This window comes from Roseovarius salincola, assembly GCF_026891095.1.
In the GTDB taxonomy this organism is placed as follows: Bacteria; Pseudomonadota; Alphaproteobacteria; order Rhodobacterales; family Rhodobacteraceae; genus Roseovarius; species Roseovarius salincola.
The window spans coordinates 24,535-45,787 of the sequence record NZ_JAPTNL010000015.1; the positions used below are offsets into that span (position 1 = coordinate 24,535).

The 21,253-nt window shown below is 63.1% G+C and carries 19 protein-coding genes and 1 tRNA gene; 11 read left to right on the top strand and 9 right to left on the bottom strand.

Annotation, left to right across the window (positions count from 1 at the left end; all coding sequences use genetic code 11):
* The first annotated feature begins 102 nt into the window (after positions 1-102).
* Together N5A93_RS15005 and N5A93_RS15010 are read left to right on the top strand one after the other, a co-directional pair.
* A complete protein-coding gene (locus N5A93_RS15005; RefSeq protein WP_268955911.1) occupies positions 103-546 on the top strand; it encodes a DUF302 domain-containing protein in 444 nt (147 codons plus the stop codon).
* Positions 547-737: 191 nt separating this feature from the next.
* A complete protein-coding gene (locus N5A93_RS15010; protein WP_268955912.1) occupies positions 738-1,220 on the top strand; it encodes a fasciclin domain-containing protein in 483 nt (160 codons plus the stop codon).
* Between the two features lie 53 nt (positions 1,221-1,273).
* Here N5A93_RS15010 and N5A93_RS15015 read toward each other — a convergent pair whose 3' ends face one another.
* Positions 1,274-3,241: a tetratricopeptide repeat protein gene (locus N5A93_RS15015; protein WP_268955913.1), complete on the bottom strand. Its 1,968-nt coding sequence runs from the start codon at positions 3,239-3,241 to the stop codon at positions 1,274-1,276.
* 63 nt (positions 3,242-3,304) lie between these two features.
* On the opposite strand from N5A93_RS15015, the gene N5A93_RS15020 reads away from it, so the two are divergent.
* The 4 genes from N5A93_RS15020 to N5A93_RS15035 all read left to right on the top strand — a co-directional run bounded on the left by N5A93_RS15020 (position 3,305) and on the right by N5A93_RS15035 (position 8,739).
* Positions 3,305-5,314: a hypothetical protein gene (locus tag N5A93_RS15020; RefSeq protein WP_268955914.1), complete on the top strand. Its 2,010-nt coding sequence runs from the start codon at positions 3,305-3,307 to the stop codon at positions 5,312-5,314.
* A complete protein-coding gene (locus tag N5A93_RS15025) occupies positions 5,311-6,351 on the top strand; it encodes a glycosyltransferase family 2 protein (RefSeq protein ID WP_268955915.1) in 1,041 nt (346 codons plus the stop codon). Before N5A93_RS15020 ends, N5A93_RS15025 begins: the two co-directional genes overlap by 4 nt.
* A gap of 332 nt (positions 6,352-6,683) precedes the next feature.
* Positions 6,684-7,274, top strand: a complete 591-nt coding sequence (locus N5A93_RS15030; protein ID WP_268955916.1) for a class I SAM-dependent methyltransferase — start codon at positions 6,684-6,686, stop codon at positions 7,272-7,274.
* Between the two features lie 58 nt (positions 7,275-7,332).
* A complete protein-coding gene (locus N5A93_RS15035) occupies positions 7,333-8,739 on the top strand; it encodes a GSCFA domain-containing protein (protein ID WP_268955917.1) in 1,407 nt (468 codons plus the stop codon).
* On the opposite strand, the gene N5A93_RS15040 is transcribed toward N5A93_RS15035, so the two are convergent.
* The 6 genes from N5A93_RS15040 to clpB all read right to left on the bottom strand — a co-directional run bounded on the left by N5A93_RS15040 (position 8,730) and on the right by clpB (position 15,501).
* Complete coding sequence (locus tag N5A93_RS15040; RefSeq protein WP_268955918.1) at positions 8,730-9,431, bottom strand: FkbM family methyltransferase; 702 nt, start codon at positions 9,429-9,431, stop codon at positions 8,730-8,732. The genes N5A93_RS15035 and N5A93_RS15040 overlap by 10 nt on opposite strands.
* A gap of 125 nt (positions 9,432-9,556) precedes the next feature.
* Positions 9,557-10,426 (bottom strand): hypothetical protein, encoded by an 870-nt coding sequence (locus tag N5A93_RS15045; protein ID WP_268955919.1) that lies wholly within the window; start codon positions 10,424-10,426, stop codon positions 9,557-9,559.
* A gap of 32 nt (positions 10,427-10,458) precedes the next feature.
* On the bottom strand, positions 10,459-11,145 hold the full coding sequence (locus N5A93_RS15050) for an FkbM family methyltransferase (RefSeq protein WP_268955920.1): 687 nt from the start codon (positions 11,143-11,145) through the stop codon (positions 10,459-10,461).
* A 230-nt stretch (positions 11,146-11,375) separates the two neighbouring features.
* Positions 11,376-12,059: a sulfotransferase domain-containing protein gene (locus N5A93_RS15055; protein WP_268955921.1), complete on the bottom strand. Its 684-nt coding sequence runs from the start codon at positions 12,057-12,059 to the stop codon at positions 11,376-11,378.
* A gap of 84 nt (positions 12,060-12,143) precedes the next feature.
* Positions 12,144-12,740 carry a hypothetical protein gene (locus tag N5A93_RS15060; RefSeq protein ID WP_268955922.1) on the bottom strand — a complete coding sequence of 199 codons (597 nt, stop codon included), beginning with the start codon at positions 12,738-12,740 and terminating at the stop codon, positions 12,144-12,146.
* A gap of 139 nt (positions 12,741-12,879) precedes the next feature.
* Positions 12,880-15,501, bottom strand: coding sequence for an ATP-dependent chaperone ClpB (clpB, locus tag N5A93_RS15065; RefSeq protein ID WP_268955923.1), 2,622 nt, complete (start codon positions 15,499-15,501; stop codon positions 12,880-12,882).
* Positions 15,502-15,710: 209 nt separating this feature from the next.
* Between clpB and pyrF the strand changes: the two genes are divergently transcribed.
* Entirely contained in the window at positions 15,711-16,403 is a 693-nt protein-coding gene (gene pyrF, locus N5A93_RS15070) for an orotidine-5'-phosphate decarboxylase (RefSeq protein ID WP_268955973.1), read from the top strand.
* 135 nt (positions 16,404-16,538) lie between these two features.
* Complete coding sequence (locus N5A93_RS15075) at positions 16,539-17,792, top strand: DNA polymerase IV (protein ID WP_268955924.1); 1,254 nt, start codon at positions 16,539-16,541, stop codon at positions 17,790-17,792.
* A gap of 15 nt (positions 17,793-17,807) precedes the next feature.
* Here N5A93_RS15075 and N5A93_RS15080 read toward each other — a convergent pair whose 3' ends face one another.
* Entirely contained in the window at positions 17,808-18,674 is an 867-nt protein-coding gene (locus tag N5A93_RS15080) for an N-formylglutamate amidohydrolase (RefSeq protein ID WP_268955925.1), read from the bottom strand.
* A 146-nt stretch (positions 18,675-18,820) separates the two neighbouring features.
* Between N5A93_RS15080 and N5A93_RS15085 the strand changes: the two genes are divergently transcribed.
* From N5A93_RS15085 to N5A93_RS15095, 3 genes are all read left to right on the top strand, one after another.
* Positions 18,821-18,895: transfer RNA gene (locus N5A93_RS15085), tRNA-Val, on the top strand.
* An 81-nt stretch (positions 18,896-18,976) separates the two neighbouring features.
* Positions 18,977-19,102, top strand: a complete 126-nt coding sequence (ykgO, locus tag N5A93_RS15090; RefSeq protein ID WP_005850168.1) for a type B 50S ribosomal protein L36 — start codon at positions 18,977-18,979, stop codon at positions 19,100-19,102.
* Between the two features lie 143 nt (positions 19,103-19,245).
* Positions 19,246-20,502 (top strand): NAD(P)/FAD-dependent oxidoreductase, encoded by a 1,257-nt coding sequence (locus N5A93_RS15095; RefSeq protein WP_268955926.1) that lies wholly within the window; start codon positions 19,246-19,248, stop codon positions 20,500-20,502.
* Here the strand turns inward: N5A93_RS15095 and N5A93_RS15100 are convergent.
* A complete protein-coding gene (locus N5A93_RS15100) occupies positions 20,484-21,230 on the bottom strand; it encodes a glutamine amidotransferase (protein ID WP_268955927.1) in 747 nt (248 codons plus the stop codon). The two genes, N5A93_RS15095 and N5A93_RS15100, sit on opposite strands and share 19 nt — an antisense overlap.
* Between the last annotated feature and the right edge of the window lie 23 nt (positions 21,231-21,253).

Consider the following 21,253-nt stretch of genomic DNA (forward strand, 5'->3'; position numbering starts at 1 on the left):
GCGATTGATTTGCATCATAGGCAGCAGCAATGTGACATCGTAAGGTCTTCGGCACGCAAGCCGGTCGCTACCTGACCGCAAGACCTTGGGAGGATACCAATCATGAGACTCTGGACACTCGCCGCCGCACTGATCGTCGCCGCACAAACCGCCGCCGCGCAGGGCGTGGTCAGCTATACCACCGAACAGCCATTCGAGGACGTGGCCTTCGGCCTCGAAACCGCGATCGTCAACGAAGGGCTGGTGATCGACCATGTCAGTCATGTGGGCGACATGCTGGAGCGCACCCGCGCCGATGTGGGCTCGGATGTGGAACTTTACGCCAATGCCGATGCCTACACCTTCTGCTCGGCCATCGTCTCGCGCGAGGTGATGGAGGCGGACATGATGAACATCGCCTTTTGCCCCTATGCCATCTTCATCGCCGAACGCGCCGATACCCCGGGCGAGGTGATAATCGGTTTCCGCGCCTTCCCCGAGGGCGAAATGCAAAAGGTGCAGGCGCTGCTGGATGGGATCGTGCGCACTGCGATCGGCATGGAATAGATCACGTCGCCTCGCGCAGGATCACAAGAGTTTGACTGGAAACATGAAGGGCGCGTGGCTTAGGCCGCGCGCCTTTCACGTCAAGCCGGATCGGCGGAAACCCCCGCTGAACCAGCCACCAATATCCCCCGTAGCAGTCCCGTAATGTCGATGACGGCATTGCCAAGACGACATGCAAAGGAGGAACAAACATGTTTCGCAGAACCTACCTCGCCCTGACCGCGGCCACCCTGATGGCAGGCCCCGCCCTGGCCGACGGTCACGGCAAGATGGATATCGTCGACACCGCCGTGGATGCCGGCAGCTTCGAAACCCTCGTGGCCGCCGTTCAGGCCGCCGGTCTTGTCGAGACGCTGAAGGGCGAAGGGCCTTTCACCGTGTTCGCCCCGACCGACGAGGCCTTCGCCGCGCTGCCGGAAGGCACCGTCGAAGACCTGCTCAAGCCCGAGAACAAGGATCAGCTGACCGCGATCCTCACCTATCATGTGGTGCCGGGCAAGGTGATGTCGGGCGATCTGAGCAACAACATGATGGCCGCGACCGTCGAAGGCAGCGAAGTCACCATCATGACCGAGGGCGGCGTCACCGTTGACGGCGCCAGCGTGGTGCAGGCCGATATCGAGGCATCCAACGGCGTGATCCACGTGATTGACGGCGTCATCATGCCCAAGTAAGGCCCCGCGCCTTGCCACCGGACGGGCGGCTTCAGCCGCCCGTCCGGGCTTTTTCAGGCTTGCCTTTTCTTAAGCAGCCGGTCTCGCCGGTTGCGATAGCGCTGCTGGTTCGGCGCGATCGCAGCGGCGCGTTCCAGCGCGGCGACCGCACCCGCGTGATCGCCCGCATCGCGGCAGAACTCGGCCAGATGCGCGTGCAACTCTGCGGTGCTGTCATCCATATCGGAGGCGGTCTCGTAACAGGCGCGCGCGCCCTTGCCGTCCCCGGCCCCTTGCAGGATCAGCCCCTTCAGGAAATGCCAGAAGGCATGATCCGGCGCGAGTTCCATGCAGCGCTCGATTTCGGTCAGGGCCGCGTCATGCGCGCCCTGCATCATCAGGATCTCGGCCTGCCGTTTGTGCAGCAGCGCCACGTCGGGCGCATGTGACAGCGCCTCGCTGTTGCGCGTGAGCGCTGCATCCAGCTTGCCCATCCGTGCATCGAGCAGCGCGCAGAAACTGAACGGCAGGCTGCCCGGAACGCAGCTTTCATGTGCTTCAAGGCGCGCGCGCATCTGTTCCAGCTCTTCGGGCGCGTTCAACAGGCGGCTGGTCTTGCCATCCATCGCGAACCAGGGCCATTCGATCGCGATCACCGAAAGGTCGGCGGCGCGGCGGCGCAGGATCTTGTTCTGTTGCAGGGCGATATTGGTCTGCTGATAGCGCATTGGCAGCAACAGCAGCGTATCGCGGTCAAAGGGCAGCACCCGCCCCGGGCGCAGCCGCCGGCGCTTGATCATGAACGAGCCGATCACCAGCACATCGGGCAGGGTGGGCTTTTGCCAGAAGGCGCGCAGGAACGACTGGCGCGCGCCGGTGCGTTTTCCAAGCGCGCCCAGAACATGCGCGCGCACCACCAGCCCGGTGATGTAGTTCTCCTGCCATTGCCTGGGATCGGCCAGCGCGCGCTCCACATGCTTGAGCGCCTCGTCCCATTTGCTCAGATAAAGCCCGTTGATCGCATGCATCAGCGGCATGAACGCATTATCCGCGCCCGCGTCCAGAATCGCCTGACCGATATCCCATGCCTCCTGATCGCGGTTCTGCTCTTGCAGCCGGCGCACCAGCTTGACGTAGACATGCGCCGCCTCGCTTGGCGTAATGAAAGCCCCCGGCCCGCCCTGAAAGCGCTCGAACACCTTTTCATAGGCGCTTTCGCGTTCCTCAAGGGTCATCACTTCGTGAAAGCACTTGCGCTCCTGTCCGCTCAGGCGCGCGGCGGCGCGGCTGAAGGCGCTGATTGGCGGCGCCACAATCTCGGACGCGCGCGACATCGCGAAAAGCTCCAGGAAGTCGCGCTGCACCGGCTTGCATTGCGACAGGTCCGCCAGCTTGTCGATACTGCCCACCTTGGGATGCGCCTTGGTGAACCGCTCGATGCTTTCGGCCTGATCCGAGAACACCAGCGCCCCGGCATCGGGGTTCTTTTCGAGGTAAGCCGAGTAGAGTTCATCCGGCTCGATCTTGGCGGGCCATTCCTTGTGCTTCCAGGGGTCCTCGTTGAGGATGTCGCCGCGCCGGATGTGATAGGCGATGGTGCGACCGCCATCCCGGTTCATCGCGGCCTCGATTGTGGCGATATGGTCGCGCACGACCGGGTTGAACCCGATCTTGGCGATGAACCCCCGGAACCTTCCGCGCAGATCGCCTGCGTCCTCCCATGGGAACGCGACGATCTCGAACCCCTCGTCCAGAAGCACATGACCACCCCCCGCCAGATGCGCCTCCAGCTTCTCGGGGCCGGGATCGTTGAGAAAACTCCAGATCGGGCGCGTCACATCGTCCAGCGCCTCGAAGGCGTCGTTCTCGATGAAATGCCGCGCGATGAAAGCCTCGTTGAACAGGTCCGCAGGCGTGTCGAGCTTGGGCGCCATCGCCCCGCGCGGAAACCAGTTGATGCGGAAATCGGTGCCGTAATCCTCGGCCAGCCGGATACTGTTGAGCATCATCAACAGACGCGCGCCCAGCTGGTCCTTCCTCATTCCGATGAAGAGCCCCCGCTGCGGGCATTCGCATTCCGACATAAATCAACCTTTCCCGACTGCATGAAAATTTATACACTGGATGGAAACAGTGACAAGCGCTCCCCCCATCCGGGCAGACGCGAAGAGGTAATCGAGTACATGACATCCAGTCCCAAATTGTTCCTTGGGTGTTTTCTGCGTGATGAACGCTCGGATTTTCTGGAATGGCTTGCCTGGCACCGGGTGATCGGGGCCAGTCACGTCCACATCTTCACCGATGAGAAGACGGCCGGGAACACCCCCTTGCTGGATGTTCTGGCCGCCGCCGGGGCAATCATTCTGCACCCCGTTCCCAGCGACCCCGATATCCTGGAGGAGCCGCGCAACACCGCCTTGCGCTTTGCCGCGCTGGAGGCCGGGGAAACTGGCGGCTACGGGCTCTGTCTTTCGCAGGACGACTATTTCCGGATCAACAGCCGCGCGCAGACCGTGCAATCGCTGATGCGGGCCTGCGGCGGCGCCGATGTTCTCAGCGCGCCGGTGCATGTCTTCGGCCCCGGCGACCGGATCGCGCATGCGCCCGGCCCGGTGCTGCATACGGCGACGCAGCGCGCGCCAGTTCCCTCCGGCACCGCCGCGGGCTGCGCGCTGCGCAGCGTTGTGCGACTGGGGCTTTTCGGCGCGCGCAGCCCCGAACTGCCCACCGGCCCCATGCAGGGCGGCGGCTCACCCAAATGGGTCAATGGCGACGGGGCCGAGATGCCCGAACCCTTCAGCCGCCTGACCTGGAACGAGACCCCCGGCGCGATCGGAGCCGCCAAGGCCGCGATCCTGACACTGCCCGCGCCCTCGGTGGAAACCTTCCTGCTGCGCATCGCATCCCTGCCCGAAAGAAAACAGCCCGACGCCGAGACGCTGGCGGCCGAGCTCGACAGGCTGGCCGCCATGCGCGAACCCGATCCCGGCCTTTCGGCGCGGGCCGATGCGATCATGCGCGAAACCGAAGCGCTGATGGCCCTGCCCGGCGTTGCCAAGGCGCAGGCCGATCTTTGCGCGCGCGAGGTCGCCCGGCTTGACGCGCTGCGCGCCGATCCCTCGGATATCGGCCGCCTCCTGGCAGCCGCCAGGGAGCAGGACGCGCCCGCGCCGCCCAAGCTGCCCCGCGCCGAAAAGCCCGAAACAGCCCCGCAACCCGCCGACGCTGGTGCCCTGCCCGGCACGGACACGCCCGCGACAGGCACGCCGGCCCTGCCGCCGTGGTTTGCCGAAATCCACACCGGCGGCGACAGGGAAGGCTTCTACACCCGCCTCAAACACCACGCGGTCGCCTGCATCCGCCGCGACGATGCCCGCCTTGTCGTGACCTTCGACAACCTCTCGAACGTCAACGACCTGTCACCCGAGCGCGAACCCTGGGCCTATAATTTCCTGCGCTCCAACGACTGCTCGCATCTGTCAATCATGGCGCGCCGCAAAGACTGGTATCGCGACCCGCAACTGATCGCCTACCTCGAGAAACTGTCCGCCGAAGGGTTCTTCCAGCAGTTCGGCAAGGTATTCATGACCGGCACCTCGATGGGCGGTTTCGCGGCGCTGGCCTTTGCCTCGCTCGCCCCCGGCGCCACGATCATCAGCTTCAGCCCACAGACCACGCTCGATGAATCCCTCGTGCCTTGGGAAGAGCGTTTTCTCGTCGGCCGGCGGCGCGATTGGTCGCTTCCCCATAGCGACTGCGCCTTCGAGATCGACGATATCGAAAAGGCTTTCGTGTTCTACGATCCGTTCTTCGAACCGGACCGTCGCCATGTGGAGCGTCTGGAAGGCGACAACGTGATTCCGCTCAAAACCTGGTTCTCGGGGCATTTCTCGCCGGTTTTCCTGCGCCGCGCCAACCTGCTCAAGCCGGTGATGCAGCACGCGCTCGATGACACGCTGACACCTGCCGTGTTCTACACCCTCTTTCGCGAACGCCGTCTGCTGCCTTGGTATCGCAAGTCGCTGGAAACCAACCTGGTCGAACGCGGTCACGCGGCGCTTGCCCGCCGTGTCGCCCCGGCCTTCCGCAAACTCAAACGACAGGCTGCCGAATGACCGCCGCGAACACGCCCTTCCCCATCGCGCCCGCCTGCGGCGGGCCGCATGTCATCATGACCACGATGAAGAACGAGGGGCCATTCCTGCTGGAATGGATCGCCCATAACCTGACCATCGGCTTTTCCGGCGTCGTGATCTTTACCAATGACTGCGACGACGGCACCGACCTCATGGCGGATCGGCTTGACGAACTGGGTTACTGCAGTCACCGGCCCAACCCCGTCTCGGATGGCTCGCCGCCCCAGCACAAGGCGCTGCGCCGCTCGGTCTTTCATCCTTGGGTGCGCCAGGCCGAATGGCTGATATGCATGGACGTGGACGAATTCATCAACCTGCGCGGCGGGCTTGAAACGCTCGATGACCTGTTCGCGCGGATCGGCGATTGCGACGCGATTTCCTTGACCTGGAAACTGTTTGGCTGCGGCGGCGTCGAGGCCTATAGCGACACGCCGGTGACGCGGCAGTTCCTTCTGGCCGATGCAGAGGACGACCCCGCCAATGGCCGCGCCATCGGCTTCAAGACCCTGTTTCGCAACAATGGCGTGTTCAACCGCTTCAACCCTCACCGCCCCAAGGTCATTCCCGAGGATGCGGCCAGGGATGTCCGCTGGTCCGATTGCGGCGGCAACCTGCGGCCGATGGAGCAGGTGGGATGGCGCGCCTGGGAGGGCTTCAGCCATGAACACGCGCGGCTGAACCATTATTCGGTCCGCTCGCTCGAAAGTTTCCTGGTCAAACGCGATCGCGGCCGCACCAACCACATCGCCGTGGAACAGGCCGAACACTATTGGTCGGACATGAACGTCAACCGTGACCGCGATGAATCGATCCTGCCCCATGCCGACCGCGCACGCCCGATGCTCGAGGCGCTGCTGGCCGATCCGGTGCTCTCCATGCTGCATGAGCGCGCCTGCGACTGGCACCGCGCCAAGATCGAGGATCTCAAGGCGCGCCCGGACTGGACCGGCTTTCGCGCCTGGCTGCGTGAGAACAAGCTGGAAACGCGCGACCGGGTTACGCAGAAAGACCACTGAGGCAGCGTTCAAACCGCTGCGGCGCGTGCGTTTGTGGCGGGCTTTCATCACTCGGGTGCAACTTCCATGTCCGGGCCGCGCCCTTCGTTGACTGGATCAGGGGCCGCGCATACTCTTTTTTCAGAAAGCACTGACCCATGCGTGTTTTTGCGCGAAAAAAGAGTGCTGAGTTTGGAGTTTGTGGGCGCGTGGCAGTCAAGAAAGCGAAAGCGAAGAGCAGCGGGAAGATGGACTTCTCGATGTTCTCGAGGGGCGATTTACTCAACCTTATCCTGCAGCGATCCGAGGTGCTTCACGACGTCCCGCGATCGGGGCGCCTGATCAGAGCCTGGATGAGGGGCAACAGCGCTCCGCTCGAGGAACAGGTGGATCGGCTCGGCCCCGAGATCGCCGAACGCGCATTCACGGTCATTGACTCCGAGTTCGGGGTGATGCGCCCGGCACTGGATCGTCTCGCGCCCAGACGTGTCGCCGATATCGGTTGCGGTTACGGGCTGGTCGATCTGCTGATCCATCGCGCGACCGGCGCTGAAATCGTGCTGATCGACACCGAACAGAACGAGCACCGCCATTTCGGCTTTCAGGACGAGGGGGCGGCATATGCCGATCTCTCCAAGGCCCGCGCCTTTCTCGAGGCCAACGGGGTCGACAGCGCGGCGATCACCACGCTGAACCCGCTTCATGATCCGCTGTCAAAGCTGCGCAAGGTCAATCTTGCCATCAGCCTGTTATCTTGCGGGTTTCATTTCCCCGTTTCAACCTATGGCGCATTCTTCGATCAGCAGATCACGAAGAACGGCGCGGTCATCCTCAATATGCGTAAGCGGTTTGAAGAACTCGCCGAACTGGCACGGCTGGGCCGCATCACGATCCTGGACGATACACGCCCCAGTTCGTCAATGGTGCTGATGGAGAAACGGTAGGGCCACCCCGGCCTTGCCGGTATGAAGGCGCAGAACGCAGAAAGGCTCGGGGTTCCCCATGGCGAAAAAGAAATCGTCCCGTCCGGCCCGTAACAGCGCGATCCACAGCGCCACATCCACCGATGCCTTCGACGCGGCGCGAAAGAACAAGCTGCGCCGCTACCCCTCGCCCGAAATCGACGGCGAGCGCCTCTATCCACTGGCCGATCCCGCCGTCTCCCCCGGCTTCACCATCGGCAGGAAGGACAGCGTATTCGCCATCGGCTCCTGCTTTGCGCGCAATATCGAAGGGGCGCTGCACCGTGCCGGCATGACCGTGCTCAGCCGCGAACCGGATCTTGGCCCGATCGGCGAGTCTGTCGGCAAGGCGTCTACCTTTCTCAACAAGTATACCGCGCATTCCATCCTGAACGAGATGAGATGGGCACTGGAACGCGACAGCTTCCCGGGTGAGAAAATCATCTACCCGCTGGGTGACGGGCTTTATTGCGACCCGCAACTGGGGCTTGTCCGCCTGCCCTTCGCGCTGGCCGATATCATGGACATGCGTGCGCGCTACCTCGATGCGATGGCCGGGGTGGCGCAGGCGGATGTCATCATCCTGACCCTGGGTTATGTCGAGGCCTGGTATGACAGGGAACTGGACCTCTATCTCAACATTGCGCCGCCGCCGCGCATCTGCAAAGCCGATCCCGAACGCTTCGAATTCCGGGTGCTTGGCTATGACGATGTGCTGGACGCGCTCGATGGGATCTACGCGCTTCTCAAGGCGCATCGCAAGAAGCCGCTCAAGATGCTGCTGACGGTTTCGCCCGTGCCGCTGGCCTCCACCTTCCGTGACATGGATGTCATGCTGGCCAACACCTATTCCAAATCCGTGCAGCGCGCGGCAGCCGAGACCTTCGTCGCCGACAAGCCGGACGTGGATTACTTCCCCTCCTACGAGACAGTCACCCTGGCCAACCCCGATGTCTGCTGGGCGCGCAACGATTACCGCCATATCTCGCCGGATATCGTGGCCCGGATCATGTCCAACGTGCTGGTCAGCTACATTCCCGACTTCGAGGCCGGCGGCACATATCACGGCAGGCCGATGACCGAAGATGCCATCCTTGCGACCGCCCGGATGCTGGCCAAGCTGAACGAAGGCCCGGAACTGGCCGCGCTGTTCGCGCAGAACCGTCACATCCTGCGATCCGACGAAAAACTGCTGGCCCGGATCGCCGATGTCCTTCAGCATGCCGACCTGCCCGAATGCGAAGCCGAAGTGCTCGACGAAATGGTCACCCTTGCCCCGCAACGCCCCAGACTGCTGCAGCGCCTGATCTCCGCCGTGGCCAGAACGCCGGACAGCACCGAAAGAACCCGCACCCTTCTGGCCCTTCATGCCGAACGCTTCCCGACCCGGTCCGATTTCCGCGCGCGGGTTGAACGATCGCTTGCCGCGCTCGAAGATCAGCCCTGAGCGCTGTCGTCATCCTGATTGATGAAAACCGAGCGGCGCACGAAAAGCGCATCGCCCCAGCCGAAGCGCTTCAATTCGCAAAATCCCAGCTCGAACCCGAGCGCCTCAAGAAGAATCACGAAGCGCGACAGCGGCATATCACCATCGTAGATCCCGCCGATGCTGACTTCCGCCCAGATGAAATCAATTGATTTCAGGGTGTTCAGCGCGCCGGTGATGACATGCTTTTCCGCACCCTGCGTGTCGATGAACATCATGTCATAGCCATCGGACTCAATCTCGTGCTCCGGCAGCAGACTGTCCAGCGAGCGCAATGTCATTTCACGCTTTTCCGAGAAATGGATATCGGGCTTGATCTCTGTATGGCCGCTGGGTTCCAGAAAGCTCGAGGATTCCCCGGTATTGCTGGACACATTGAAGGTGACCTGCTTGCCGTCCTCGTCGCCGATCAGCGCCTGGATCGCGACATAGCCGTCCACGTCCGCAACCCGCTCGCTCAGCGTGCCGAACGTCTCGTGCAGCGGGTCGATAAACACCGCCTTCTCCACACCCGAGCGCGCCATTCTGGGCACTTCGCGGCCATTATGAGCACCCACCTGAATGACTCCGCGCGGAAGCCTCTTGAATCGCGACTTCACGATTTCCACCGCGCGCAGACCGTTCTTGACCTCGGCCAGACTGTTCTTGTTCATGGGTAAACGTACATCCATTCCTGGCCGCCTTAAGGTCGATGGCAGCTTGATTTACCAAACGCCTGTGAAGCTTACCCCATCCCCGCGGGCCTTCAAAGCCGTGATCGCGCGACGCGCTCAGTGGATCACCCGGCTTCCTCTCCGGGCTGTCCGGGCACCTTCAGTTTGAAAAGATGCGCCGTTTGCGCCGGGTCCACCCCGTGATGCCTGCACAGATCGTCAGCATAGGATCCTTCGGGCGGCAGGCCGCCGCTCTGTGCGAATATGTTGCGAAAGCGCCGGCCGTAGAAATGCACCGACAGCGTCTCGTCGGCGATCGCCTCCAGCACGCTTCGTTTCAGATGGCGGCGGTGAAAGGAACGCGTGCCCGCAAAGGGCACCGGATAAAGCACCGCCCCGTCAAACGCATGTTCCACCTCGCCCGTTTCATGCGCAAAGTAATGCAACGCCTCGGGGCCGCATATGCCCCATTGCATCAGCGACATATGCACGCCTTTTCCGGCCGCTTTCAACGCGCGCAGCTCTTCCCGCCGCGCCTCGGGAAGCCAGGGGGGAACGGGGTATTCGTCCTTCGTAAGCTCCAGCATGGCGCGCAGGGTTTCGGAACCATCGGGCAGGCCCAGGACCCCGGAACAGATGATCCGCCGCTTGTCGGTGCCCCATCCGTAAAAGAATCCATGCGGCTGTTTCTCGAAGGGCTTGAGGCAATAGGCATCGGTATCAATCCACAGAAAATCCGTCTGCGCCAGCATTCTGAGGCGAAACACGTCCGAATGAAACGCGGGACTGCCGGTGTTGACGTGATAGATGATCTGATCGGTGGGCATGACTTCGCGCGCATCGCGGATCTCGACGCCGTCGGGCACGGATTTCACATCGTCATAGACATAAAGGACAGTGCGGTGCCCATGCTCCAGAAAGGACATCAGGCAGATCTGCTCCATCCAGCTCAGCTCGTCCCCGATCCAGAGGCTTGCGACATCGTAAAGCGCCATCGTGGTCTTCCTCTTTTCGGGCCCCGGACCGTTCACAGCTTGCGAAACAGGACGACACCACCATGCGACACGCGCTGATCGTAATAGAAGCCATGCGCCGACAGCGCATCAAAGCAGGCCTTGATCCCCTTTGGCCGGATATACCGGGTGTGCAGCTCGACATAGATCTTGCGCACCGATCCCAGATCGCCGCCCTTGAAGATATCGCGCTCGCCGCCTTCGATATCCACGATCAGGGCGGTGGCGCCAGCATCCGCGATCAGGTCCGAAAGGTACTCCTGCGCGATATTCTCGACGGCGATGGCATCGCGTCCCGGATCCAGCGAGGACGACCAGAACGGCTCGCGGATATAGAAGGGCATCGTCTTGTCGGGGGCCATTTCGGCGCCACCGGGAAGGGCGACGCAGTTGCGCACCTCGGTGTTTTCCAGCCCCTGCATTTCATGAACGCCGCGGATATATTCCGCCAGTTTCGGGTTCGCCTCGACACAGGTCACATGCGACACGCCGATGACCTTGGCGGCATAGGACGAGATGTAACCAAGCCCCGCCCCCAGTTCCAGGACGCGATCCTCGGGTTCCAGAAACTTCGGCGTGGCCAGAACCTCGGCCCGCTCATAGTTGCCGCGCTTCAGGGATGCCGCGACCTGCGGCGTGATGATCGCGTCGTCATGCGGCAGGCTCACGCCGTTCAATTCATATATGACTGGCTTCGACACCGGTTGCCCCTGCCTTGAATGCTACATTTACCTGCGCCGCTTTCCACCCGGTGAAGAGAGGGCGGCGGCGCTTCACACTGATCCCTTGCACCCTCTGGTTTCCGGCGGCTTGCGCAAGAGGTCAGCGGCGCGCGGGGCATTTTGTTGCGTCGGTATAGCCGATAGGACACTACATCTGTCAATCTGCACGCAGCCGTTTTCGGCAAAAGCCCGGCCCCTGCCGCACCCGTTCAGGCAGGTTCGGGGGTGAATCCGAAATACGCGATCTCACGCGCAAAGACCGATTGCACCCGTTTGGCGGCGCCATTTTCCAGATCGGCACCATAGAAGCGCTGCAACTTGTGCGACGCCTTGGGCCGGATATCCCCCTTGGCGCGGACGCTGCCGATGGAAATTTCGGGCAGGCCCAGCTTGTCCGTGACCTGCGCAAACTCCTCCGCCAGATTCTCATAGCGCAGAACGCGATCCACCTGCGGTTTGTCCTTTCGCATGTAGAGATCATAATCCGAGAAGAAGCCCAGCCGTTCACTCTCGGCGAAGGCGAGGAAATTCTCCTCCTCCGTCTTGCTGCTGTCGTGGCCATGACGCGAAATCCAGAAAAAGAACGCCGAAATCGCCTTGTCCCACGGGTTGCGCTCCACGCAGAAGCGATAATACCCCTTGGTTTCCCTGGCGAAGTGATCGGCGACGACACTATAGGGAAGATGCGGGTTGCGCGCCCTCAGGCTGGCGTCCCTTTCGCGCAGGATACGCACGAATTCCTTTGAATATCGCCGCGTTCCGGGCGCGTGTTCCACCAGCGGCGAGGTCAGGTCGCCAGGTTCCAGATAGGGCGCCAACGCGCATTCGATCGAGGTGCCGGCGGTCTTCTTCGTCTTGACGAAAACGAACTTGCGGCTGTGTGAAATCATCATCCGGTGCCGCTCCTCCTCACTACCTCACCTCGTATTCGTGCCATTAGCACATGTTCGCGCATCCCATCCAGCCACCGCGCGCCCTCAGAACGCATTCGAGAAGGCCCCGACGATCTGCGTCAGCCCGTCACGCGGCAACGCTTTCTTGCGCAGTTCGAACTTCGCCATGCGCCCGCGCGTCTCGACCGGTTCGATGAACGCCTCGACGCGGTGATATTTCGGCCGGTTGACGTAGTCGTCGAACAGCACCACCGTATTCTTGGTGCAGCGCAGCATGGCCGCGTAGAAACACGCCTCGCGAAACCGCCCGTCGATCAGCACAAGATCGGGATGGACGAAATCGGGATGATCCCAGATTCCGAGCGGATAAAGATGATAGCGCCGGAACCGCGAATGATCGACGGGATGACCCCATTTGCGGGTCTTGCCGACCCCGGCCAGATGCAGATGCACCGGCGACTCTGTCCCGGCCTGATCCAGGTAAGCCTGCATCGCGCGCAGCCAGCGCCGGTCGTTCTCCACCGAAAAGATCGTCTTGCCCGGCATCTCCGAGGCCAGCACCGTCGACCCGCCGCTGCCATATTCCAGAATGACCCGCGCCGCCGCGTAATGCTCGCGCACCCAGTCGGCCACCTCCGGCGAAAACGTCAGTTCCGGCCGCTCCAGGTTCTGTTCACTCATACCGCCCTCTCAATCACCGCCCGACCATTGGCAATTCTTGCGTCATTGGTCAAGAAAGCAACCAGATTGTCCGCACATTGGAAACAATACGGCCCCCGGATCGCTCCGGGGGCCGCTCTGCCTGTGCATGGTGCCGTGATCAGTGGACAACCGCATCCTCGGGTGGCTGGCGGTCGGAACTGCCAAGCCGCTGCCCGATGACCAGCCCGTCGGCCCCGGCACTGACCGGCACGGTCTCGCCATCCTTGATTTCGCCGGCCAACAGGGCCTCGGCCAGCGGGTCCTGCAACGCCTTCTGGATCACCCGCTTGAGCGGGCGTGCGCCATAGACCGGGTCATAGCCCTGATCGGCCAGCCACTTATGCGCGGCCTCGTCCAGCTCCAGCGAGATCTTGCGCCCGGCCAGCCGCTTGAGCAACCGGCGCATCTGGATATCCACGATACCGTCCATCTGGTCGCGCGTCAGCCGGTCGAAGATCACGATCTCATCGAGACGGTTCAGGAACTCGGGGCGGAAATGTGCGCGCACCGCGTCCATCACATCGCGCTTGGCATCGGCGGCGTCCGCGCCCTCGGGCATCTGGCTCAATGCCTGGCTGCCCAGGTTCGACGTCAGGATGATCAGCGTCTGCTTGAAATCCACGGTGCGGCCCTGACCATCGGTCAGCACACCATCGTCAAGCACCTGCAACAATACGTTGAACACCTCGGGATGCGCCTTTTCGACCTCGTCGAACAGCACCACCTGATAGGGGCGCCGGCGCACGGCCTCGGTCAGCACACCGCCCTCGTCATAACCCACATAGCCCGGAGGCGCGCCGATCAGACGGGCGACCGAATGCTTCTCCATGAACTCCGACATGTCGATGCGCACCATGGCGCTGTCATCGTCGAACAGGAATTCGGCCACCGCCTTGGTCAGCTCGGTCTTGCCCACGCCGGTCGGCCCGAGGAACAGGAACGACCCCAGCGGGCGGTTCTCGTCGTTGAGCCCGGCACGCGCGCGGCGCACGGCATTGGCCACGGCCTTCACGGCCTGATCCTGACCGATCACGCGGGCGTGCAGGTTGTCTTCCATCGACAACAGCTTTTCGCGCTCGCCTTCCAGCATCTTGGCCGTGGGAATCCCGGTCCAGCGCTCGACCACCTGCGCGATCTGCTCGGGGCGCACCGCCTCTTCGACCATCACGCCGCTCTCGTCTTCGGCTTTCTCGGCCTCGGAAAGCTGCTTTTCAAGCTGCGGAATGACACCGTAAGACAGCTCGCCCGCGCGGGTCAGATTGCCCTCGCGCTTGGCATGGTCCAGCTCGATGCGGGCGCGGTCCAGCTTCTCCTTGAGGTCGCGCGCGCCGGCCAGCTTGTCGCGCTCGGCCTGCCATTGCGCGGTCATCTCGGCGGATTTCTCCTGCAACTCGGCCAGCTCTTTTTCCAGCTTCTCCAGACGGTCCTTGCTGGCGCTGTCGTCTTCCTTGCGCAGCGCCTCGGCCTCGATCTGCTTTTGCAGGATGTCACGATCCAGCGCATCCAGCTCCTCGGGCTTGGAATCGACTTCCATGCGCAGGCGGCTGGCGGCCTCGTCCATAAGGTCGATCGCCTTGTCGGGCAGGAACCGGTCGGTGATATAGCGATTGGACAGCGTCGCCGCCGCCACAAGCGCCGAATCCGAGATCCGCACACCGTGGTGCAGTTCGTATTTTTCCTTGATGCCCCGCAGGATCGAGATCGTGTCATCGACCGTGGGTTCGGAAATCACCAGCGGCTGGAAACGGCGCGCCAGCGCGGCGTCCTTTTCCACATGCTTGCGATATTCATCCAGCGTGGTCGCCCCGACGCAGTGCAACTCGCCGCGCGCCAGCGCGGGCTTGATCAGGTTCGCCGCATCCATCGCGCCATCGGCCTTGCCCGCGCCCACCAGCGTGTGCATCTCGTCGATGAACAGGATGATTTCACCGGCAGCCGACGTGACCTCGTTCAAAACCGCCTTCAGGCGTTCCTCGAACTCGCCCCGGTATTTCGCCCCGGCAATCAACGCGCCCATGTCCAGCGCCAGAAGGCGCTTGTTCTGAAGACTCTCGGGCACGTCGCCATTCACGATGCGCAGGGCCAGGCCCTCGGCGATGGCGGTCTTGCCGACGCCGGGCTCGCCGATCAGCACCGGGTTGTTCTTGGTGCGGCGGCTCAACACCTGCATGGCGCGGCGGATTTCATCGTCGCGCCCGATGATCGGGTCGATCTTGCCCTCTTCGGCGGCCTTGGTCAGGTCATGGGCGTATTTCTCGAGCGCCTCATAGGTGTCCTCGGCGCTGGCGCTGTCGGCGGTGCGGCCCTTGCGCAGGTCGTTGATCGCCTCGTTCAGCTTCTGCGCGGTGATCTTGCCCTGCTCCAGCGCGTCCTTGGCGGGCGATTTGACGATCGCCAGCGCGGTCAGGATCCGCTCGACGGGCACAAAACTGTCGCCCGCCTTCTCGGCCAGCTTCTCGGCCTCGGCCAGAATCTTGCCGGTCTGCTGATCCATGTAGGTCTGCCCGGCATCGCCGCTCACCTGCGGGATCTTTCCCAACGCAAGATCAAGCGCCTGCACGACACGCGCGGGCTCGCCCCCGGCGCGTTTGATGAGGTTGCTTGCCAGCCCCTCGCTATCGTCCATCAATGCCTTGAGAATATGTTCGGGCGCCAGCTTCTGGTGGCTTTCCCGCATCGCGATCGTCTGCGCGGCCTGAATGAATCCGCGCGACCGCTCCGTGAACTTGTTCAAGTCCATGGTCTGTCTCCTTTTTTCACAAGCGTTACCCCGGATGCGCACCCTTTTTAGGCATACGGCTGTCGGGAACCTCGCTAATCGAAATGGGTAACGCGCGCGCGATCTTCAAGTGCCTTGCGACAAAACCTTCGCCGGGCTTGACGGCAGTGGAAAGCGCCGCGACAAGGACGGCACATGACCCCATGACCAATCAGCCAGAGGCCCGCCCCATGTCCGATGACCGCCTGATCGTCGCCCTCGATGTTCCCGACGCGCTGCAGGCGCTCAAGCTCAGCGAGATGCTGGGTCAGGACGTGTCCTTCTACAAGATCGGCCTCGGGATGCTGACCGGCGGCGGGCTGGGGCTGGCCAATGAGCTCAAGCAGGAACATGGCAAGCGCATCTTTCTGGACATGAAGCTGTTCGATATCGGCGCGACGATTGAAAAGGCGGTGCGCGGGCTGGCGCAGTTCGATCTCGATTTCCTGACCGTTCATGGCGACCCGCATGTTGTGCGCGCCGCATGCGAGGGCGCTTCGGGCAGCGACATGAAAATTCTGGCGGTGACGATCCTGACCTCGCTCGACCGCGCCGATCTCGATGCCAGCCTGATCCGCCCCGGTAACATTTCCGACCTCGTCGCAGAACGCGCCGCGCGCGCCTTCGAGGCCGGGGCCGGTGGCGTGATCGCCTCTCCGCAGGAGGCCGCCATGATCCGCGCCCTGCCCGAATCGAAAGGCCGCCTCATCGTGACGCCGGGCGTGCGCCCCGCCGGGTCCGATCTGGGCGATCAGAAACGCGTGGCGACTCCGGCGCAGGCGATCGCCGACGGCGCCGATCACATCGTCGTCGGCCGCCCGATCTGGGCCGATCCCGACCCGGCCCGCGCGGCCCGCGCCATCCTTGACGAACTGCCCGGCTGAAGCCGCGCGCGTGAGTATTTCAGGCAAGATTAAGCGGGCAGGAAGAGGATTTGTACCAAACGCTTTCCGGCGCGACCGAATTGCGTACAATAGCGGCGTACAAAACGTCCGTTTCGTACTGACCCCGAGGCCCCGATGCCTGCCCTCTGCCGCGACTGCCTGACCACGTTCGACAGTGGCGCGCGCTGCCCTGCCTGCCGCAGCCCGCGCATCGTTGCGCATGCCGAGCTTGGCACGCTTTCCATTGCCCATATGGATTGCGATGCATTCTATGCCAGCGTCGAGAAGCGCGAGAACCCGGCGCTTGCGGGCCTGCCTGTGATCATCGGCGGCGGGCGGCGCGGCGTGGTGTCAACCGCTTGTTATATCGCAAGAATTCGCGGAGTGCGCTCGGCGATGCCGATGTTCAAGGCGCTCGATCTGTGTCCCGATGCGGTGGTTTTGAAACCCCGGATGGAGCTTTACGCAGAAGTCTCGCGCCAGATCCGCGCGCTGATGGAAGAGCTGACTCCGCTGGTCGAGCCGCTGTCGCTTGACGAGGCATTCATGGACCTCACCGGGACCAGGCGCCTGCATGGCGCGCCCCCCGCCGTGATGCTGGCCCGGCTGGTCAAACGCATGCGCGACGAGTTGGGCGTGACCGGGTCTATCGGCTTGTCTTATAACAAGTTTTTGGCAAAGGTTGCCTCGGATCTGGACAAGCCGAACGGCTTTTCGGTGATCGGCGAGGCAGAGACCGATGACTTCCTGCGCGACCGACCCGTCAGCCTGATCTGGGGTGTGGGAGGTGCCACCAGGGCTGCCTTGGAGAGCGCGGGCATCCGGACATTCGCCGATCTTCTGCGATGGGACCGCCGCGATCTGAGCGCGCGTTTCGGCGCCACGGGCGACCGGCTGTGGCATCTGGCCCGCGGCCAGGACGCACGCCGCATCGCCGCCAACGCGCCGGTCAAGTCGATCTCGAACGAGACCACGTTTCCCGAGGATACCGGCGATCCCGACATCCTGGACGGGCATCTTTGGCGGCTCTCCGAGAAAGTCTCGGACCGCGCCAAGGCGCGCGCGCTCGCGGGCCGCGTGGTGACGCTCAAGCTGAAGCGCGCAGACCATGCATTGTTGACCCGACGCATTGCACTGCGCGATGCCACACAGATGGCAGACATGATTTATCGCAGCGTGCGCGCATTGCTGGACCAGGTCGAAAGCCAGGCGCCCTACCGATTGATCGGGGTGGGCCTGTCGGAGCTGGTCAATGAGGCTGGCGCCGATCTGTCGGGGGATCTCTTGGACCCCGAGGCTTCGCGTCGCGGGCAGGCCGAGCGGGCAACGGACCGAATACGCGCCAGGTTCGGCGCACAGGCGATCCTGAAGGGGCGGTCGCTGCGATAGGTGCTGTGCGCGGGTCTATTCGGCGGCGAGCGGTTGCTGGGTGGCGGCGCGTCCGATCGCGGCAATTTCGGCGATGACCCCGTCCAGAATCTTGCGGAACGTATCGAAATGGCGATTGGGGCGGATCAGTTGCTCGTTCATGTAAAGCGCGCGGTCGATCTCGATCTGGACGGCGTGGCGGCCTCGCGCGGGGCGGCCATAATGCTGCGTCACGAAGGCGCCTGCAAAGGGGGTATTGCGCGTCACAACAAGCCCCGCAGCGCGAAAGGCGGCTTCCACGCGGTCCATGATCTCGGGTGCGGCGGCGGCGCCGAACCGGTCGCCCAGCACCACTTCGGGGCGGCGCACACCGGTGCGGGCGACCGAATCCATGGCCTCATGGGGCATCGAGTGGCAATCGACCAGAATCGCCTGGCCGAACATCAGATGCGCCTGATCCAGCTGTGCCGCCAAGGCCTCGTGATAGGGCCGCCAATAGGTGTCGATGCGGCGTGTGGCCTCGGTCATGGTGATCTTGCCGGAATAGATCGCCTGCCCGTTCGCGACCACGCGCGGTATTACCCCGAGACCCGAGGCCACGCGCGGATTGTGGCCGGTGCTGCGCGCGCCTTCGATCAGCGCCGGGTCGAGCTCGTCCGCGCTACGGTTGAGATCGACGAATGCCCGTGGCACCCTGGCCCGGATCAGCGGCGCGCCGTGGCGCGGTGCGGGTTCGAACAACTGATCGACAAAGGCATCCTCGGAGCTGCGCACCGAATGTTCGTCAAGGTTGCTGCGGCGCAGGAAAGACCATGGATAATCGCAGCCGCTGTGAGGCGAAGCAAACACGACCGAGGTCGTGCGCCGGTGGGGATGACTCAGATGATAGGCGGCTTTCGGCATCGTTTCTCCTGTCGAAGCCATCATAGAGCGAAATTAGCGTTCTAAAAGCCCTTGATCCCCTTTCCGACTCCTTTTATAGACGCGTCTCACCGGCGCGGACTCCCGCGCCCCTTTTCCTTGGGGCATTGGACTGTGTTGGTATTCATGGGCGATTAGCTCAGCGGTAGAGCACTTCGTTGACATCGAAGGGGTCACAAGTTCGAACCTTGTATCGCCCACCATGAATTCATCGCCCGGCGCCACTGCGCAAGGCACCCGCAACCACAGGCGCTGGCCCGCGCCGCGACAGACAGGAGACGACCATGAAGGTTCGCAATTCGCTCCGCTCGCTGAAGAACCGGCACCGCGATTGCCGTGTCGTGCGCCGCAAAGGCCGCGTCTACGTCATCAACAAGACGCAGCGTCGCTTCAAGGCCCGTCAGGGCTGAACCGCGCTCAGCAGTGACAGTATCAAGGCCCCGCCATATGGTGGGGCCTTTCGTTTTCGGGTAAGCGTACCGGCGGACCACTTGCCGATGGCCCAAAGGCCGGGTTAATTGGCGCGTGACGCAGCCTTTTGGATACCCCCGCAATGACTACCCCCAACAAGATCATTGTCATTGGCGCAGGAATCTGCGGGCTCAGCACGGCGATCTGGCTACGCCGCGCGGGCCATGACGTGACGCTTGTGGATCGCGAAGGTCCGGGCGCGGGGGCGTCCTTTGGCAATGCCGGATTGCTGGCGCAATGGGCGATGGTGCCGGTGAATACGCCGGATCTGTTGACCACGGGCTTGAAATACCTGGTCAATCCGGGCTCGCCGCTGTTCATGCAATGGGGTTACCTTCCGAGGCTTGCCCCCTGGCTTATGCGCTTTGTCGCCAGGGCCAATGCGCGCGACTGCCGCCGCGCGATCGAGGCGCTGATCCCGCTGGTGACAGACAGCGTCGACCAGCATGTCGCGCTGACCAAGGGCACACGCGCCGAACAGTGGATCGCGAGCAGCGATTTCGGCTATGCCTACCCATCTCGCAAGGCCTTTGAGGATGATGCCTATGCCTGGGGGTTCAAGCGCGGTTGCGGCATGGTGCCCGACATCATCGAGGGTGACGCGGTGCGCGACGTCGAACCGATCCTCGGGCCGGCGACCCAGTGCCTTGCGATGCTGAAGGGTCACGGGCATATCACCGATCCGGGCGCCTATATGGCGGACCTCGCCAAGGTTCTCTGTGATGAGGGCGGCGCCTATCGGCGGGCCGAGGTCAGAGACATCAAGCTTTCGGATGGGCGCATAACCGCGGTGGAAACCGATCAGGGGCTGATCACTTGCGATCACGCGGTTCTGGCGGCAGGGATCTGGTCGAAGGCGCTGATGCGCAAGCTCGGCATCAAGGTGCATCTGGAGGCAGAGCGCGGTTATCACCTGCATTTCAAGGGTCCGTCACAAGTGCCGCGCAACCCGCTGATGATCTCGCAGGGGAAGTTCGCCGTGAACCCCATGGCTACGGGGCTGCGCTGTGCCGGAACTGTGGAACTGGGCGGGATCCAGAAAGGGCCGTCGCGCGCGCCGCTCGACCTTATCCGCAAACATGCCGCGGCGGTATTTCCCGATCTCACCTATGACAGCATCGAGGAGTGGATGGGATTTCGCCCCACGACCCCGGACAGCCTCCCATTAATCGGGGAACTCGGCGGTACGGGCGTTTTCGCCGCGTTCGGGCATCAGCATGTCGGCCTGACCGCCGGACCCAAGACCGGGCGGATCGTGGCGGGGTTGATCGACGGGCAGCGTCCGAACCTCGATATGGCGCCCTATGACGCCAACAGGTTTCAACCCTCGACGCGGTAGTGATCGACGAAGTTGCGCAGTATGCGCTCGGGCGCGTACACATCCGCAGCGCGGCACATGGCCACTAGGTCGTCTGCGGTTTCGGGCGGGAAATAGCCCCGATGCCGGTAAATCCTGATTCGGGTCTCGAAACCGGCGGCGTCGGCCTCGGGATGAAACTGCGTGGCATAGACGTTGCGCCCAAAGCGCACCATCTGGAAAGGACACGCGGGCGAAGCCACCAGATGTGCGCAGGATTCGGGCAACGCCTGAAGGGCCTCCTTGTGGCCGACGAAAGCCTCGAACCGATCGGGAATCCCATCGAGCAAAGGATCGGCGCGGCCCGCTTCGGTGACGGTGCAATCCGAGGTGCCGACCGGCTCGCCAAAGCGGCCCTTCCCGACATCGCCATTCAGATGCTTGCCCATGATCCCAATGCCGTAGCAACAGCCCAAGAAGGGGAAATCCTGTTCCGTCACGCGCGGCATGACCGACAGCACATCGGCTTCGATCCGGGCTTCGATCTCGGACTTGTCGGCGGGGGCGTCGCTGACGCAGCCTGGCCCGCCGCCCACGATCACCCCGGAAAAATCATCCAGCGTCAGCGCGTCGGGCAGGCGTTCCTGATCGAGGCGGATGCGGCGGGTCTCGCTGTCGGCCAGCCCGCCCTTGCGCAGGATCGCCGCGAATTCATCGTCGGCGGCCTCGGCTTCCGGACGCAATTGCAGGATCAGAAAGGGCTTGGGCATGGGCGGCATCCGCTTGGCGATGG